This window comes from Streptomyces sp. NPDC014889, from assembly GCF_043081205.1.
Classification (GTDB): domain Bacteria; phylum Actinomycetota; class Actinomycetes; order Streptomycetales; family Streptomycetaceae; genus Streptomyces.
In genome coordinates, this window is the sequence record NZ_JBIBWH010000008.1 from 360,894 (window position 1) to 376,705 (window position 15,812).

Sequence of the window (15,812 nt, forward strand, 5' to 3'; positions counted from 1 at the left end):
GGCGACGCCTCTGGGACATGCGTCAGGCTGCGACCGTCACGGTCCAATCACAGTCACTGATGATCTGAAGCCGGCGGGTACGTGTCCGTGATCAGATTTCAAGGCAGGAGACGCAGTCCACAGCGCCCTGGTTACAAGGGCGGGACGGCGGGTCCTTCCCCGGCCTGGCCGAGGCCCGCTCCTGGTACGCGTCCGCCGCGTATCAGGAGATACTGCGGCTGCGGACCGACCACGTCGACGGGGACGTCGTGCTGGTCGAGGGCGTCGGTCCCGGATACGACCCGCGTGAGCGTGCGGCGAAACTTCGTCAGGAAGGCGCGCCCGCCAGGACTTCCACCTTCCCGGTGTCGAGGGAGTAGTACGCGCCGACCACGGCGAGAACGCCCTTTCTCACGAGCGGGGCCAAGTCCTGGTTGGCGCGCAGGACGGCTGCGGTCAGCTTGGCCTGCGCACGGGCCATCGTCTCGACCGGGTCGGCACCGCCTTCCTTGACCGCCTGTTCGTACGCCGGGCGCAGGGCCCCGACGATCGCGTCGAGGTTGCCCGGCAGCGACTTGCCGCCATGGAGAGACCTGTACGCCGCCTCGATGGCTCCGCACCGCTGATGCCCGAGGACCACGATGAGCGGAGTGCCACTCGTCATGGGCCCGTACTCCACAGAACCCGTGACCACCGGCTCGACCGCCTCACCTCCGGTGCGCATCACGTACAGGTCGCCCAGCCCGGTGTCGAAGAGGAGTTCAGGCGGCACCCGGGAGTCGATGCAGGCGAGGATCGCGCCGAACGGCTTCTGGACCTGGGCGACGAACTGGCGCCGATCGGGATCCCGGTCGGGGTGCTGAAGGTCTCCGCTCACCCACCGCTTGTTGCCGTCCATCAGCCTCGCGAACGCCGCGGCGGGCGTCGTCGGGCCCGCTTCCGGCGAAGCACTCGCCGCCAGCGGTGCGGCACTCGTCGACGAGCACCCCGGGAGCGCGGCCGTGGAGACCGCGAGTCCACCAGCGAGCAGAGCCCTGCGATTCGGGTGTTCCGCTGCGACCATCGGTCGCTCCCCTCAATCCGCCGAGACGCGCGAATAAGCCATGACCAGGCGATCTTTCAGCGCGGTGAGGAAGCCGGACCGCAGGCACACGCAGGCGAGGACCGCTTTCCCGCGGACGGCCCAGAGAATCCGTTCCGGCGGCCGCTTCGAACACTGACCTTCTGGTTGAGCACTCTGAAATGATCGCGGCGTGAGACCGAACTCCCCCGACCCCGCCGCCGTGCCTCCCCACGCGGTCCGCGTTCCAGCTCCCGGTGGTGGCCGGCTGTGGGCCGCGCGCGGCGGCACCGGCAGCCCGGTGGTGCTCCTGCACGGCGCCGGCATGGACTCCCGTCTGTGGGACGCCGTCGTTCCCGGGCTGGCCCGCCGCCACGACGTGATCCGCTACGACGCCCGCGGGCTGGGACACTCCACAGCGCCCGGCAAGCCGTTCAGCGACGTCGAGGACCTGCGTGCCGTCCTCGACCACTTCGGTCTCCGGCAAGCCGCGCTCGTCGGGTTGAGCATGGGCGGGGAGACCGCGCTGGACTTCGCCCTCACCCACCCGGAGCGCGTCACCGCGCTGGCCCTGGTCGGTGCCTCGGTCAGCGGCCACGCCTGGCCGGAAAGTCCCGAATTGACCGCCTACGCGGCGTCCCGGCGCGAGCGTGAGACGGCCATCCTGGCCGAGCTCGAGCTGACGATCTGGGCAGCCATGGGCCGCACGGCCCCTGGAGGGGAGCTCATCGAGACGATGGTCGCCTCGAACGCCGAGCGGCGAGTCGTGAGCGAACAGCACTGCGTTGTCTCCGTGGGCCGCGATGCCGAACCACGCCTCGGAGACATCGCCGCGCCGACGCTGGTCGTCCACGGCGACCGCGACCACCCGGAGATCGCGGTGATCGCCGGACGACTTGTCGCCGACATCCCCGGCGCCCGCGGCGAGACGATCCCGGACGCCGACCACTACCTGCCACTCCGCACACCCGAACGCCTGACCGAACTACTCTTGGCGCACCTTCCCTGACAGCGGCCCGCCCCGGGAGCACGCCCGTGACAGACGCGACGTCCTTCCTGCTCGAACGCCTGCACTCGGCCGGCCTGACCGACGTCGTCGCGGTCGAGCCGGTCACTGGAGGCCTTGCCGCGACCGCGGGGCTCGCGCGCCGCGGTGACGGGACATCGGTGTTCGTCAAGGCGTTCGGGGAGCCGCCGTCGGACGACGCCTTCGCCGAGGAGGCGGAAGGGCTCACCGTGCTGCGCGAGGCGGGCGGCATCGCCACGCCCGAGATCATCCTCGCCGACCGCGACCTGCTCGTGCTGTCCGCGCTGCGGCCCCGGCCGGGCAGCGAGGCCTTCTGGGTGCGGCTCGCGCAGGGGCTCGCCCACCTGCACACCACCACGCGGCACCCCCGGTTCGGGTGGCACCGGGACAACTGGCTGGGCCGTCGTCGGCAGGTCAACACCTGGGACGACGACGGGTTCGAGTTCTTCGCCCGGCACCGTCTGCTGCGCTGGCTCGACGAGCCTCGCGTCCAGGAGGCGCTCGACGCCGCGGACCGGGCGGCACTGGAGCGGCTGTGCGACCGGCTGCCCGAGCTGCTGCCGGTCAGGCCCGCGTGCCTGACGCACGGCGACCTGTGGGCGCTGAACGTCATGGCCGGCCCCGACGGGCGGCCCGCGCTGATCGACCCGGCCGTCTCGTACACGTGGGCCGAGGTCGACCTGGCCCATCTGTGGACCACGGCGCCGCCGCCCGAGGCGCACGTGTTCTTCGAGCTGTACGCCGAGCTGACCGGGCTCGACCGCGACTGGCGCGCACGCATGCCGATCCTCCAGCTGCGCCAGCACCTGGCCGTGATCGCCCAGTTCGACCCCGACTGGGGCGCCGCCGACCTCGTGCGCGCCACGCTCGCCCCGTTCCGGCAGCGGCCCTCGGCTCGACCTAGGGCCTGAGCTGTGCCGTGAAGCGGCTCGCAAGTCACTGGCCGTGCAGCCAGATCCGCAGTGGACCGACCGGCTCGAAGCCGTGCCGGATGGCTGCCGCCAGGTCGTCGCCGTGCTCGTAGCCGACCACGGGCAAGGCGGGGAACAGCCTGTGCACCGCGTCCAGTACCACCGGCCAGGCCGCGTCAGGGCCACCGTCCAGCGCGAACAGATTGGAGATTCCGACCACTCGGCGGCTGCGGCTCGCCACCGCGCCGGCGACCACTCGGCCATCGGTGGAGTGTCCGGCGAGCACGAACGTCGCGGGGTCTTCGAGCAGTTCGGGCCGGAAGAGGTCCGCGTTGCCGTCCCCGTCGTCCCAGGCCAGCGCCCACGCGCGCAGCGTGTCCGGGTCGTCCGCCACGGCCCAGGCGAGCTCCGGCGCGGGAGCGGGCGCACCGGCCGGGCGGTGGATCCACTGCGCCTCGGACAGCACCTGGAAGCCGATCCCCGTCAGATCGAGGTCGGCGAAACTGTCCTTGACGGAGGCGCCGGGTGCGGTCGTGTCGATCCGGGCCGCCAGCGCGGTCCGGTCGGCGCCCGGCACCAGCGTCACCGCGTCGGGGTAGTAGAGCGGGGGGCGGGACGGGGCGGCCCAGGCCTGCGCCCCGAACCCGCCCGTCAAGCCGTGCGATCGGCTCATCGCCGCGCACCACTCGGCGTTGTTCCGGGCGCCGGCCCTGGCCAGGAGCTGCTTCGGAGTCGTCACGAGTGCGGATCATGACGACTCCGGCTCAGCCCGTCGAGCGGTTTTCCGAACCGGCGTCGGGTCGCGAGAATCCGGCTCCCCCGCGACCCCGGCGCGGCGTTCAGTACTGCTCGGTCTCCACGAAACCCGTGCCCGTGTCGTCGTCCGCGTCGAAGGCCGCGGCGGTCGGGTCGAATCCGGGCGGGCTGTCCTTCAGGGCCAGGCCCATGCCGGCCAGCTTCGCCTTGACCTCGTCGATGGACTTCGCACCGAAGTTGCGGATGTCCAGCAGGTCCGCCTCGGAGCGCGCCAGGAGCTCACCCACCGAGTGGACGCCCTCACGCTTGAGGCAGTTGTAGGAGCGGACCGTGAGCTCCAGCTCCTCGATCGGCAGCGCCAGGTCGGCGGCCAGGGCGGCGTCCGTCGGGGACGGACCCATGTCGATGCCCTCGGCGTCGATGTTGAGCTCGCGGGCCAGACCGAACAGCTCGACCAGGGTCTTGCCGGCCGACGCCATGGCGTCACGCGGACGCATGGCCTGCTTGGTCTCGACGTCGACGATCAGCTTGTCGAAGTCGGTGCGCTGCTCGACACGCGTGGCCTCGACCTTGTACGTGACCTTGAGCACCGGCGAGTAGATCGAGTCGACCGGGATACGCCCGATCTCCTGGCCCACCTGCTTGTTCTGCACGGCGGAGACGTAGCCGCGACCGCGCTCGACGGTCAGCTCCATCTCCAGCTTGCCCTTGCCGTTGAGCGTGGCGAGGACCAGGTCGGGGTTGTGCACCTCGACACCGGCCGGGGGCGCGATGTCGGCGGCGGTGACCAGACCCGGGCCCTGCTTGCGCAGGTACATCACGACCGGCTCGTCGTGCTCCGAGGAGACGACCAGCTGCTTGATGTTGAGGATCAGGTCGGTGACGTCGTCCTTGACGCCCGGCACGGTGGTGAACTCGTGCAGGACACCGTCGATGCGGATGCTGGTGACAGCGGCACCGGGGATCGACGACAGGAGGGTGCGGCGAAGGGAGTTGCCGAGGGTGTAGCCGAAGCCCGGCTCCAGCGGCTCGATCACGAACCGGGAGCGGAACTCGTCGACGACCTCTTCGGTCAGTGACGGACGCTGAGCGATCAGCACGGGGTATTGCCTCCAGTGTGTGGCGCCCGCTATGTGACGCCGTAGACACCATGAAGCGTACGGGCGGATCGGCCGCCCACGAAGCCGAACCGCCCGGCCCCGCGCGTCCGCCGGCCGGCGGGCGGGCTCGGCTCCTGCCGGAGCGGAGTGCAACGATCGCACACTGATGCGCCCGGGAGTCGGCCACCAGCGCGGTTCGTAGGTGCATACTGGGGTCGATGACAAAGCCTGCTGCACCGAAGCGTCATTTGCCTACCAGCCCCTTCAAGGCCCCGGTCACGCCGGCTCCCAAGCATTTCGCCGTGGGCGACCAGGTCACACACGACGTGTACGGCCTCGGCCGGGTGATCGGCGTCGAGGACGGAATCGCCGCGCTCGTCGATTTCGGCTCGGCGCAAATGCGGATCCTGAGCCCGTACGCCAAGATGACCAAGCTGTAGGACCGCTGTGCCCGGTCACGGCACGCCAGGCCCCTTCGGGGACCTGTAACGAAAGGGAGACCTCTCATCGATCCGACGTCGCTGTTCTCCGCCCTGGAAGGGCAACCCCGCGGTGCCACCGCGGCATCGCCGCCTCCGGCGACCGACCCCTTCCAGGCACCGGACTTCGGGGAGGACGAGACCTTCCTGACCGAGGATGTCCAGGGGTCCTCCTCGGGCCTGCGTGCCGCGCGAACCAGGGCGGCTTAGCTCCGACGGGTGTCCGGGCTGCCCGGGGCCGTGAGGGCCGGGCAGCCCGGTCCGGGATGCGGTCAGTCCGCGAGGAGCACCACGTTCTGCCGGCGTACGGAGTGGACGTGGGGCAGGGGCAGGCCGCCGTGGGTGCGCAGTTCCACGAGGGCGGCCTCGACGCGGGCCGGGCCGGTGGTGAGACGGTTCGGCGTCACCGTGCCGGAGTCCTGCCAGCGGTGGTAGGCGCCGTCGCAGACGGCACGGGTGCCGCCGATGCCGTAGCGGGTGGCCGACGGGTCCTGGCTGATGGCGGCGCCGACGAAGACCGGGCCGTTCGCGTCGAAGCAGCGGTAGGTACCGGAGACGGTGACGGTGCCGTCCGCCGACAGGCGGGCCGTCTGGTCGATGGTCACGTTGTCGCCCGGAGCAGCGGTGGCGGGTGTGCTCAGCGCGAGCACGGCGGCCGCCGCCGCGCCCAGGGCTCCGAGTACGGGACGCAGGGGCATGGAAGAACCTCCCGGGTGGCTGGGAACAGGAAGTTCCACTCGTACCCGGCGCCCTCGGCGGTGGCCGTGATCCTCACTCTTCGGCGGCGCGTGCCCGTCGACCACTTGGCCGACGTCCCCCGATCAGCTCTCGTCCAGTACGGCGAAGCCGTCCAGTTCCACCAGGGCGCTCTCGTCCCACAGCCGTACGATCCCGACCACCGCCATCGCGGGGTAGTCGCGGCCCGCCAACCGGCGCCACACCCGGCCGAGCTCGGCGGCGTGGTCGCGGTAGGCGCTGACATCCGTGGTGTACACCGTCACCCGGGCCAGGTCCGACGCGGTGCCTCCGGCCGCCTCGAGCGCGGTCAGCAGGTTGGTCAGCGCCCGCTCGAACTGCTCGGGCAGGGACTCGCCGACCACCTTGCCGTCGGCGTCCAGTGCCGTCTGGCCCGCCAGGAACACCAGCCGTGAGCCGGTGGCGACCACCGCGTGCGAGAAGCCGGTGGGCGGGGACAGTACGGGCGGGTTCACTCGTTCGGCGGTCATCCGGGCTCCAGATTCGTACGCGGCTCGGCGGTCATACGGTCTCCCCGGGCGGGTTCACACGGTCGGCGGTCACGAACTCGGTCACCCGTCCTTCCCACGCTCGCCCAGGCGCGCGTACAGCTCCTTCGCGATGATTCCCCGCTGCACCTCGCTCGCCCCCTCGTACACCCGGGGGGCCCGTACCTCTCTGTACAGGTGTTCCAGCAGGTGGCCGCGGCGCAGGGCGCGGGCGCCGTGGAGTTGGACTGCGGTGTCGACGACGTACTGCGCGGTCTCGGTGGCGAGCAGCTTCGCCATCGCGGCGCGGCCGGAAACGCCGGGGGCGCCCTCGTCGTACGCCGTCGCCGCCGCGTACACCATCAGGCGGGCCGCCTCCGTGCGCAGGGCCATCTCGGCGACCTGGTGGGCGACCGTCTGGAGGTCCCTCAGCTTGCCTCCGAAGGCGTCGCGGCCGGCGGTGTGGACGAGGGTGGCGTCCAGCGCCGCCTGCGCCATGCCCACGGCGAAGGCGCCGACGCTGGGACGGAACAGGTTGAGGGTGCCCATGGCCACCCGGAAGCCGCGGTCCCTCTGGCCGATCACGTCCTCCGACGTGACGGGGACGCCGTCGAAGTGGAGCGCGCCGACGGGGTGCGGGGAGAGCATCTCCAGTTCGGTGCCGGTGAGGCCGGGGCGGTCGGCCGGTACCAGGAACGCGGTCACGCCGCGGGAGCCCGCATCCTGTGTCGTACGGGCGAAGACGGTGTAGAAGTCGGCCTCGGGGGCGTTGGAGATCCAGCACTTCTCGCCGGTGAGCCGCCAGCGGGCGGGGCCGTCCGGGCGGGCCGCCAGCGCCAGGGCCGCCGCGTCCGAGCCCGCGCCCGGCTCGCTCAGGGCGAAGGCCGCTGCCGCGCTGCCGTCCGTCACCCGCGGCAGCCAGCGGGCGCGCTGGGCGGGGGTGCCGTGGGCGTGGACGGGGTGGGCGCCGAGGCCCTGGAGGGCGAGGGCGGTCTCGGCCTCGGTGCAGGCGTGGGCCAGGGACTCGCGCATGAGGCACAGATCGAGAGCGCCGGAGGTGAACAGGCGCTCCAGCAGGCCGAGTCGGCCCAGTTCGGCGAGGAGTGCGCGGTTGACGCGGCCCGGCTCGCCCTTCTCCGCGAGCGGGCGCAGCCGTTCGGCGGCCAGGGTGCGCAACTCGGCGCGCCAGGCCGCCTGTTCCGGTTCGAGCGAGAATGCGGGCATTCGCCGTCCTCCCTGCCTCCCGACCGACCGGCCGCCATCCCCGATCGCCACGGGCACGATCGCCACGGGCACGATCCACCGTATCGCGTACCGTTGACTGTCGTCACCAACACGATACGCTCCTTGTGCGAGCCCACCACGACAAGGGGGCGAACCGCCATGGACACTGTGGACTCAGGCAGGGGCGGCACCGCGCGGCCGACGGCCTCGGCGCACGTGGACACCTTCGCGCGCGACCATCTGCCGCCCGGGGACCAGTGGCCCGAACTCCGTTTCGACCTCCCGGAACTGCGCTATCCGGACCGGCTCAACTGCGCCGCCGAACTGCTGGACGGCACCGAAGCCGGGCGCCCGGCCTTCCGTACCCCCGTCGGCGAGACGTGGACCTACGGCGACCTGCGCGCCCGTGTCGACCGCATCGCGCACGTGCTGACCGGCGACCTCGGTGTGGTCCCCGGCAACCGGGTGCTGCTGCGCGGCCCCACCACCCCCTGGCTCGCGGCCTGCTGGCTGGCCGTGCTCAAGGCGGGCGGGGTCGCCGTCACCGTGCTGGCCCAGCAGCGCCCGCACGAGCTGAGCACGATCTGCGGGATCGCCCGGGTCCGGCACGCGCTGTGCGACGTCCGGGCCGTGGACGACCTGGCCAAGGCGGAGGTACCGGGGCTCGTCGTCACGACGTACGGCGGTGACGGCCCCGACGATCTTCTGCGCCGTCCGGCGCCCGGCACGCCGTACCCGGCCGTGGACACCGCCGCCGACGACGTCGCGCTCATCGCGTTCACCTCGGGCACCACCGGGCGGCCCAAGGGCTGCGTCCACTTCCACCGGGACGTGCTGGCCGTCGCGGACACCTTCTCCCGCCATGTGCTCAGACCGCACGCGGACGACGTGTTCGCGGGCAGTCCCCCGCTCGGCTTCACCTTCGGGCTCGGCGGGCTCGTGGTCTTCCCGATGCGGGCCGGCGCCTGTGCGCTCCTGCTCGAACAGGCCCATCCGCGGCAGCTGTTGCCCGCGATCGCCGAACACCGGGTGTCCGTGCTGTTCACCGCCCCCACCGCCTACCGCGCGATGCTCGACGAACTCGGCTCGCATGACGTCTCCTCGCTGCGGCGCTGCGTGTCCGCCGGGGAGAACCTGCCCGCGGCCACCTGGCACGCCTGGCACGAGCGGACCGGAGTGCGCATCGTCAACGGCATCGGCGCCACCGAACTGCTGCACATCTTCATCTCGGCGGCGGACGAGGACATCCGGCCCGGCACGACCGGAGTGCCCGTGCCGGGATGGCACGCGCGTGTGCAGGACGAGCGCGGCGAACCCGTGCCGGACGGAGTGCCGGGGCTGCTCGCCGTCCGGGGGCCGGTCGGCTGCCGCTACCTCGCCGACCCGCGGCAACGCGTGTACGTGCGGGACGGCTGGAACGTCACCGGCGACACCTATGTCCGTGAGCCCGACGGTTACTTCCGTTACGTCGCCCGCGCCGACGACATGATCATCTCGGCCGGGTACAACATCGCCGGGCCCGAGGTCGAGGACGCCCTGCTGCGCCACCCGGACGTGGTGGAGACGGCCGTCGTCGGACGGCCCGACGAGGACCGCGGGCAGGTCGTGGTGGCCTACGCCGTCCTGCGGCAGGGCGCGCGGCGGGACGCGGAGGCGCTGCGCGCGTACCTCAAGTCGGAGCTGGCCCCCTACAAGTGCCCGCGCGAGATCGTGTTCCTGGACGCGCTGCCGCGCACGGCCACCGGCAAGCTCCAGCGGTTCCGGCTGCGCGCCGACGGCGGCCGGCGGTGACGGCGTTCGGACGCGTCGCCGCTCGACGGTGACCGCACACGGCCGCCCCGGTGACCAGCCGTACCGGTGACCAGCAGTGATGCCGAAGACCTAAAATGATCAACGTGTCCGAGCAGCAGGCGCTACACGCCCCGAGGTCCCTCATCGTCACGCTCTACGGCGCCTACGGCCGCTTCGCGCCGGGCCCGGTGCCCGTCGCCGAGCTGATCCGGCTGCTGGCCGCCGTGGGGGTGGACGCGCCGTCCGTGCGCTCCTCGGTGTCGCGGCTCAAGCGGCGCGGGCTGCTGCTGCCCGCACGTACGGCGCAGGGCGCGGCCGGGTACGAACTGTCGGGGGAGGCACGGCAGTTGCTCGACGACGGCGACCGCCGTATCTATGCCACGGCGCACCCCGGTGACGAGGACTGGGTGCTGGCCGTGTTCTCCGTGCCGGAGTCGGAGCGCAACAAGCGGCACGTGCTGCGCTCCCGGCTGGCCGGGCTCGGCTTCGGCACGGCGGCGCCCGGCGTGTGGATCGCCCCGGCCCGGCTGTACGAGGAGACCCGGCACACGCTGCGACGCCTGGACCTGGACCCGTACGTGGACTTCTTCCGCGGCGAGCACCTGGGCTTCACGCCGACCGCCCAGGCGGTCGGTCGGTGGTGGGACCTGGCGGCGATCGCCGAGCAGCACGAGGCGTTCCTCGACCGGCACGCGCGTGTGCTGCACGCCTGGGAGGAGCGTGCGGACACCCCGCCGGAGGAGGCCTATCGCGACTACCTCCTCGCCCTGGACTCCTGGCGCCATCTGCCGTACGCCGACCCCGGCCTGCCCGCGCGGCTGCTGCCCGCCGACTGGCCCGGCGCCCGCTCGGCCGCCGTCTTCCAGGGACTGCACGAGCGACTGCGGGACGCGGGCGCCGAGTTCGCCGGACTCTGACCCCGTTCGCCTTCCGGGTGTCGGCGTCCGTGTCGACGGTCCGAGCGCCTGACGCCGCTCAACCGCCCAGCCCGAGACGCGGCTTGGGCGCATCCGTACGCCCCGTGCGTGGGCGGCGGCTGCCCGCCCGGTAGGGCGCCGGCCAGACCGCGGCCGGGCCCGTGTACTCCTGTTCGGCGGCCGCGTGCAGCGTCCAGTGCGGGTCGTACAGGTGCGGGCGGGCCAGCGCGCACAGGTCCGTACGGCCCGCCAGTATCAGCGAGTTGACGTCGTCCCAGGAGGAGATCGCGCCGACCGCGATCACCGGGACGCCCGCCTCGTGGCGGATCCGGTCGGCGTACGGTGTCTGGTACGAGCGCCCGAACTCGGGGCGTTCGCCGTCGACCACCTGTCCGGTCGACACGTCGATCGCGTCGGCGCCGTGCGCGGCGAAGGCGCGGGCGATCTCCACGGCCTCGGCGGCGGTCGTGCCGCCCTCGGCCCAGTCGGTGGCGGAGATCCGTACGGTCATCGGGCGCTCCTCGGGCCACACTCCGCGTACGGCGTCGAAGACCTCCAGCGGGAAGCGCAGCCGTCCGTCCAGGGAGCCGCCGTAGGCGTCGGTGCGGCGGTTGGTCAGCGGGGAGAGGAAGCCGGAGAGCAGATAGCCGTGGGCGCAGTGCAGTTCGAGCAGGTCGAAGCCGGCCCGGGCGGCTCGCCAGGCGGCGGCGGCGAACTGCTCGCGCATGTCGGTGAGCTGGGCCCGGCCGAGCTCGCCCGGGATCTGGCTGTCCGGCCGGTACGGCAGCGGGGAGGCGGCCACCAGCGGCCAGTTGCCGTGCGGCAGCGGCTCGTCCATGCCCTCCCACATCAGCCGGGTCGAGCCCTTGCGTCCGCTGTGGCCGAGCTGCACGCCGATCGCGGTGTCCGGGGCCTGCCGGTGCACGAAGTCGGTGATCCGCCGCCAGGCCTCGGCCTGCCGTCCGGTCCACAGGCCGGCGCAGCCCGGGGTGATCCGGCCCTCGGGGCTGACGCAGACCATCTCGGTCATCACCAGGCCCGCACCGCCGAGCGCCCGGGCGCCCAGGTGGACGAGGTGGAAGTCGCCGGGGACGCCGTCGGTGGCCGAGTACATGTCCATGGGCGAGACGACGACCCGGTTGCGCAGGGTCAGTCCGCGCAGCCGGAACGGGGTGAACATGGGCGGTGTCCCGGGCGGGCAGCCGAACTCGCGCTCCACGGCGTCGGTGAAGCGGGGGTCGCGCAGCCGCAGGTTGCCGTGGGTGACGCGGCGGCTGCGGGTGAGCAGGTTGAAGGCGAACTGCCGGGGCGGCTGGCCGAGGTAGCGGTCCAGGTTCTCGAACCACTCCAGGCTGGCCCGGGCGGCGCGCTGGGTGGAGGCGACGACCGGTCCGCGCTCCTCCTCGTAGGCGGTGAGCGCCTCGGCCAGGGACGGCTTTTCGTCCAGGCAGGCGGCGAGGGCGAGGGCGTCCTCGACGGCGAGCTTGGTGCCGGAGCCGATGGAGAAGTGGGCGGTGTGGGCGGCGTCGCCGAGCAGCACCAGGTTGCCGTGCGACCAGCGCTCGGTGACGACGGTGCGGAAGGTGGTCCACGCGGACTTGTTGGAGCGCAGCGGCCGTCCGCCGAGCGCGTCGGCGAAGATCTTGGCGCAGCGTTCGACGGACTCCTGCTCGTCCATGGTGTCGAAGCCGGCCGCACGCCACACCTCCTCGCGCATCTCGACGATGACCGTCGAGGCGTCCGGCGCGAAGGGGTAGCCGTGCAGTTGTGCCACGCCGTGCTCGGTCTCGGCGATCTCGAAGCGGAAGGCGTCGAGGGCGAAGTCGGCGGCCAGCCAGATGTAGCGGCAGCGGTGGCCGGTCACCCGGGGCCGGAAGACGTGGGCGTACGCCTCGCGGGTGGCGCTGTGCACGCCGTCGGCGGCGACGACCAGGTCGTACGTCCGGGTCAGCCGTCCGGGGTCGGGCGCCTCGGTGCGAAAGCGCAGGTCGACGCCGAGTGCGCGGCAGCGTTCGTGCAGGATCCGCAGCAGGCGCCGTCTGCCGAGCGCGGCGAACCCGTGGCCGCCGGAGGTGTGCCGGGTGCCCCGGTGCACGATGTCGATGTCGTCCCAGCGCACGAACTCCCGGCGCAGGGCCTCGTACACCACCGGGTCGGCGTGTTCGATGCCGCCGAGCGTCTCGTCGGAGAGCACGACGCCGAATCCGAAGGTGTCGTCGGGCGCGTTGCGCTCCCAGACGGTGATCTCACGAGCCGGGTCGAGCCGTTTCAGCAGGGCCGCCGCGTACAGGCCCCCGGGTCCGCCGCCGATGACCGCGACCCTCGTGACACCGGTCACCCCCGGTCACCTCCCCCGCCACTTCGGCGGGCGCTTCTCGGTGAAGGCCGCATGGAACTCGGCGTAGTCCTCGCCGTTCATCAGCAGGGCCTGGGTGGAGGCGTCCAGTTCGACCGCGGCGGACAGGGGCATGTCCAGTTCGGCGGTGAGCAGGGCCTTCGTCTGGGCGTGGGCGAGGGCGGGGCCGTCGGCCAGCCGGCGGGCCAGGGAGCGCGCGGCCTCGTCGGCGCTGCCCTCGTCGGTGAGGTGGCTGATCAGGCCGATCCGCTCGGCCTCGGCCGCCCGCACCGGCTCGCCGAGCATCAGCAGCCGGGTGGCGTGGCCGAGCCCGACCACCCGGGGCAGCAGGTACGCCGCGCCCATGTCGCCGCCGGAGAGGCCCACGCGGGTGAAGAGGAAGGCGAACCGCGCGGTGGGGTCCGCGACCCGGAAGTCCGCCGCCAGGGCCAGGACCGCGCCCGCCCCGGCCGCCACTCCGTGCACGGCCGCGATCACCGGGAAGGGGCACTCCCGTACGGCCCGGACGACCTGTCCGGTCATCCGGTTGAAGTCGAGCAGCTCGGACGTGTTCATGCTCAGGGTGGCGCCGATGATCTCGTCCACGTCGCCGCCCGAGCAGAAGCCGCGGCCCTCGCCGGCCAGCACCAGGGCGCGCACGGCCCGCTCGCGGGACAGCTCGGCGAGCAGGTCGCGCAGGTCGGCGTAGGCGCCGAAGGTGAGCGCGTTGAGCTTGTCGGGGCGGGCGAGGGTGACCGTGGCGACGCCGTCGGCGCGTTCGACGCGCAGATGGCGCCAGTGGGGGGTGCGGTCGGCGGAGCCGGTGAAGGGACTCATGACGTGGGGCCTCCTCGGGGGACTGCCACGAACCTGTGCCGCGCTCCCTCGAAGTTATCACTCATTCATGACTGCCGTCACGAGTACGCGATATGCGGCAGCGGCGGCCCGGGTCCGAGGCCGCCTCAAGATCGCGTGGAGGGCCCCCGTACCATTCCCCTCGTTGAAAGCGGGACAACCTGGTGGCCACCACCGGGAGGCCCCCCGCCCCGAACGGACACACCTTGTACGAGCCCCCTTCAGCCCCGTCCCACCCGTCGTCCTGGCGCGTCGCGCTGCCGCACTCGGCGGCCGCCGTGCCGGTGGCGCGCGCCCTGGTGCGGACGGCGCTGACGGAGCTGGAGCACACGGCCGACTGCGACACCGCGGAGCTGCTGACCGCGGAGCTGGTCGCGAACGCCGTGGAGCACGCCGCGGGCCGGGGACCGATAGAGCTGGTGGTGGAGCTGAGGCCGACCGGCTGCCATGTCGAGGTGCACGACCCGGACCCGGACCCGCCCGGCGGTCTGACCCGGCCGGGCCTCGCGGCCCCGGACCCCTGGCAGGAGCACGGGCGCGGCCTGCTGCTGATCCGCACCCTCAGCTCCGCCTGCGGGCACCGCGCGACCGCTTCGGGCAAGGCGGTGTGGTTCAGGTTGTCCGCGGGCCCGCCCCGGCTGCGCCCGGCGTGACCTCCGCGGCTTCGGCCCGGGCCGCCAGCCGGGAGTGCCGGCGCCCGTAGACGGCGTACACCAGCAGCCCGGCCACGAGGAAGCCGGCGAACTGGAGCCAGGTGGTCCAGCCGGTCTCGTACATCAGGTACAGGGAGCAGCCGACGCCGAGCACCGGCAACACCGGGTAGAGCGGCACCCGGAAGGTGCGGGCGAGGCCCGGCTCGCGGCGGCGCAGTGTGATCACGGCGATGTTGACGACGCCCATGATGGCGAGCGTGCCGATGGTGCAGAGGTTGACCACGACGTCGAGCGACGCGAACGCGGCGGGGATCGCGAAGACCACGCCGACGATCAGGGTGCCGGCGACGGGCACCGAGGTGCGCGGCGAGACCTTCTGCAGGATGGGCGGCACGAGCCCGTCACGGGACATCGACATCAGGATGCGGGACTGGGCGTACGTCACGGTCAGCACCACGGAGGCGATGGCGACGACCGCGCCGAAGGCGATCACGGCGCCGCCGACGGTGGAGCCGGTGACCGTGTTGACGACGTACGAGAGGGCCGCGGGCCGGCCGCCTACCTGGTCGCCGCCGATGGCGCCGATCGCGGCGAGCGCGACCGCGCAGTACAGCAGGGTGACCAGGCCGATGCAGACGAGGATGGCGACCGGGATGTCCCGGCGGGGGTTCCTGGCCTCCTCGCCCGCGGTGGTGATCGCGTCGAAGCCGATGTAGGAGAAGAACGCGGCCGTGGTGCCCGCGCCGATGCCGCCGAGGCCGGCCGGCGAGAACGGGGTGAGGTTGCCGTGCTTGAAGGCGGAGAACCCGATGGCGCAGAAGGCGACGAGGATGGCGAGCTTGAGCACGGCCATCGCGGCGGTCGCCCGGGCGCTCTCGCGCACTCCGCGCACCAGCAGCAGGCAGGCCATGGCGATGACGAGGACGGCCGGCAGGTTGACGACCCCGCCGTCGCCGGGTCCGGCGGAGAGGGCGGCCGGGAGCTGCGTGCCGGTGAGGCTGTGCAGCAGTTCGTTGACGTACTGGCTCCAGCCGACGGCGACCGCGGAGATGGAGATGCCGTACTCCAGGAGCAGGCACCAGCCGACCAGGAAGGCGGTGGTCTCGCCGAGACCCGCGTAGGCGAAGGAGTACGAGGATCCGGAGACGGGGATCGCGCCGCCGAGCTCGGCGAAGGAGAAGGCGGTGAACACACAGGTGATCGCCGCCAGGACGAAGGAGACGACGACGGCGGGACCGGCCTGGGCGACCGAGTCGGACAGGCCGACGAAGATGCCGGTGCCGACGATCGCGCCGATGCCGAAGCAGACGAGCTGGAACAGGCCCATCGTGCGCTTGAGGCCGTGGCCGGCACGGTCGGCGCCGGACTCGGAGACGAGGAGGGCCGGGGACTTGATGCGGGGAGCGGACATGTGGGGGTGGTGCTCGTTTCTGGTGGTGCGGGGCGGCCTCCGGGGTGTACCCCGCGTGCGGGGGGAGGTCGCGTCGCGGCGGCGGAAGGGG

The 15,812-nt window shown here is 72.6% G+C and carries 16 protein-coding genes; 7 read left to right on the plus strand and 9 right to left on the minus strand.

Annotation, left to right across the window (positions count from 1 at the left end):
• Positions 1–164: 164 nt before the first annotated feature.
• The gene (locus ACF09J_RS18520) at positions 165–359 is read left to right on the plus strand and encodes a DUF1330 domain-containing protein (protein ID WP_392306559.1); all 195 of its coding nucleotides are present in this window, start codon (positions 165–167) and stop codon (positions 357–359) included.
• On the opposite strand, the gene ACF09J_RS18525 is transcribed toward ACF09J_RS18520, so the two are convergent.
• Positions 308–1,042 (minus strand): carbonic anhydrase, encoded by a 735-nt coding sequence (locus ACF09J_RS18525; protein WP_392306478.1) that lies wholly within the window; start codon positions 1,040–1,042, stop codon positions 308–310. The genes ACF09J_RS18520 and ACF09J_RS18525 overlap by 52 nt on opposite strands.
• A 190-nt stretch (positions 1,043–1,232) precedes the next feature.
• Here ACF09J_RS18525 and ACF09J_RS18530 point away from each other — a divergent pair, with 190 nt between their 5' ends.
• The gene (locus ACF09J_RS18530) at positions 1,233–2,048 is read left to right on the plus strand and encodes an alpha/beta fold hydrolase (protein ID WP_392306479.1); all 816 of its coding nucleotides are present in this window, start codon (positions 1,233–1,235) and stop codon (positions 2,046–2,048) included.
• Between the two features lie 26 nt (positions 2,049–2,074).
• The gene (locus ACF09J_RS18535; protein ID WP_392306480.1) at positions 2,075–2,977 is read left to right on the plus strand and encodes a fructosamine kinase family protein; all 903 of its coding nucleotides are present in this window, start codon (positions 2,075–2,077) and stop codon (positions 2,975–2,977) included.
• A gap of 25 nt (positions 2,978–3,002) precedes the next feature.
• Here the strand turns inward: ACF09J_RS18535 and ACF09J_RS18540 are convergent, their stop codons facing one another.
• Positions 3,003–3,716 carry a hypothetical protein gene (locus tag ACF09J_RS18540; protein ID WP_392306481.1) on the minus strand — a complete coding sequence of 238 codons (714 nt, stop codon included), beginning with the start codon at positions 3,714–3,716 and terminating at the stop codon, positions 3,003–3,005.
• Between the two features lie 100 nt (positions 3,717–3,816).
• Positions 3,817–4,833 (minus strand): DNA-directed RNA polymerase subunit alpha, encoded by a 1,017-nt coding sequence (locus ACF09J_RS18545; RefSeq protein WP_392306482.1) that lies wholly within the window; start codon positions 4,831–4,833, stop codon positions 3,817–3,819.
• Between the two features lie 218 nt (positions 4,834–5,051).
• On the opposite strand from ACF09J_RS18545, the gene ACF09J_RS18550 reads away from it, so the two are divergent.
• Entirely contained in the window at positions 5,052–5,273 is a 222-nt protein-coding gene (locus ACF09J_RS18550; protein ID WP_392306483.1) for a hypothetical protein, read from the plus strand.
• 311 nt (positions 5,274–5,584) lie between these two features.
• Here the strand turns inward: ACF09J_RS18550 and ACF09J_RS18555 are convergent, their stop codons facing one another.
• The 3 genes from ACF09J_RS18555 to ACF09J_RS18565 form a co-directional block, all read right to left on the minus strand.
• On the minus strand, positions 5,585–6,010 hold the full coding sequence (locus ACF09J_RS18555) for a DUF6299 family protein (protein ID WP_392306484.1): 426 nt from the start codon (positions 6,008–6,010) through the stop codon (positions 5,585–5,587).
• 123 nt (positions 6,011–6,133) lie between these two features.
• The gene (locus tag ACF09J_RS18560) at positions 6,134–6,538 is read right to left on the minus strand and encodes a RidA family protein (protein ID WP_392306485.1); all 405 of its coding nucleotides are present in this window, start codon (positions 6,536–6,538) and stop codon (positions 6,134–6,136) included.
• 81 nt (positions 6,539–6,619) lie between these two features.
• Positions 6,620–7,759, minus strand: a complete 1,140-nt coding sequence (locus ACF09J_RS18565) for an acyl-CoA dehydrogenase family protein (protein ID WP_392306486.1) — start codon at positions 7,757–7,759, stop codon at positions 6,620–6,622.
• A 159-nt stretch (positions 7,760–7,918) separates the two neighbouring features.
• Here ACF09J_RS18565 and ACF09J_RS18570 point away from each other — a divergent pair, with 159 nt between their 5' ends.
• On the plus strand, positions 7,919–9,550 hold the full coding sequence (locus ACF09J_RS18570) for an AMP-binding protein (protein ID WP_392306487.1): 1,632 nt from the start codon (positions 7,919–7,921) through the stop codon (positions 9,548–9,550).
• Between the two features lie 95 nt (positions 9,551–9,645).
• Positions 9,646–10,467 carry a PaaX family transcriptional regulator C-terminal domain-containing protein gene (locus ACF09J_RS18575; protein WP_392306488.1) on the plus strand — a complete coding sequence of 274 codons (822 nt, stop codon included), beginning with the start codon at positions 9,646–9,648 and terminating at the stop codon, positions 10,465–10,467.
• Between the two features lie 58 nt (positions 10,468–10,525).
• Here the strand turns inward: ACF09J_RS18575 and ACF09J_RS18580 are convergent, their stop codons facing one another.
• Positions 10,526–12,805 (minus strand): bifunctional salicylyl-CoA 5-hydroxylase/oxidoreductase, encoded by a 2,280-nt coding sequence (locus ACF09J_RS18580; protein ID WP_392306489.1) that lies wholly within the window; start codon positions 12,803–12,805, stop codon positions 10,526–10,528.
• Between the two features lie 6 nt (positions 12,806–12,811).
• A complete protein-coding gene (locus ACF09J_RS18585) occupies positions 12,812–13,639 on the minus strand; it encodes an enoyl-CoA hydratase family protein (protein WP_392306490.1) in 828 nt (275 codons plus the stop codon).
• A 224-nt stretch (positions 13,640–13,863) separates the two neighbouring features.
• Here ACF09J_RS18585 and ACF09J_RS18590 point away from each other — a divergent pair, with 224 nt between their 5' ends.
• Complete coding sequence (locus tag ACF09J_RS18590; protein WP_392306491.1) at positions 13,864–14,310, plus strand: ATP-binding protein; 447 nt, start codon at positions 13,864–13,866, stop codon at positions 14,308–14,310.
• Here ACF09J_RS18590 and ACF09J_RS18595 read toward each other — a convergent pair.
• Positions 14,270–15,721, minus strand: a complete 1,452-nt coding sequence (locus tag ACF09J_RS18595; protein ID WP_392306492.1) for an amino acid permease — start codon at positions 15,719–15,721, stop codon at positions 14,270–14,272. The genes ACF09J_RS18590 and ACF09J_RS18595 overlap by 41 nt on opposite strands.
• Positions 15,722–15,812 lie beyond the last annotated feature (91 nt).

What these genes read in the sequence shown, in the direction of transcription:
- ACF09J_RS18565 (WP_392306486.1), bottom strand. Translation starts at nt 7,759, where the DNA reads ATGCCCGCATTCTCGCTCGAACCGGAACAGGCGGCCTGGCGCGCCGAG.
- ACF09J_RS18560 (WP_392306485.1), bottom strand. Translation starts at nt 6,538, where the DNA reads ATGACCGCCGAACGAGTGAACCCGCCCGTACTGTCCCCGCCCACCGGC.
- ACF09J_RS18595 (WP_392306492.1), bottom strand. Translation starts at nt 15,721, where the DNA reads ATGTCCGCTCCCCGCATCAAGTCCCCGGCCCTCCTCGTCTCCGAGTCC.
- ACF09J_RS18555 (WP_392306484.1), bottom strand. Translation starts at nt 6,010, where the DNA reads ATGCCCCTGCGTCCCGTACTCGGAGCCCTGGGCGCGGCGGCGGCCGCC.
- ACF09J_RS18525 (WP_392306478.1), bottom strand. Translation starts at nt 1,042, where the DNA reads ATGGTCGCAGCGGAACACCCGAATCGCAGGGCTCTGCTCGCTGGTGGA.
- ACF09J_RS18585 (WP_392306490.1), bottom strand. Translation starts at nt 13,639, where the DNA reads ATGAGTCCCTTCACCGGCTCCGCCGACCGCACCCCCCACTGGCGCCAT.
- ACF09J_RS18550 (WP_392306483.1), top strand. Translation starts at nt 5,052, where the DNA reads ATGACAAAGCCTGCTGCACCGAAGCGTCATTTGCCTACCAGCCCCTTC.
- ACF09J_RS18575 (WP_392306488.1), top strand. Translation starts at nt 9,646, where the DNA reads ATGATCAACGTGTCCGAGCAGCAGGCGCTACACGCCCCGAGGTCCCTC.
- ACF09J_RS18570 (WP_392306487.1), top strand. Translation starts at nt 7,919, where the DNA reads ATGGACACTGTGGACTCAGGCAGGGGCGGCACCGCGCGGCCGACGGCC.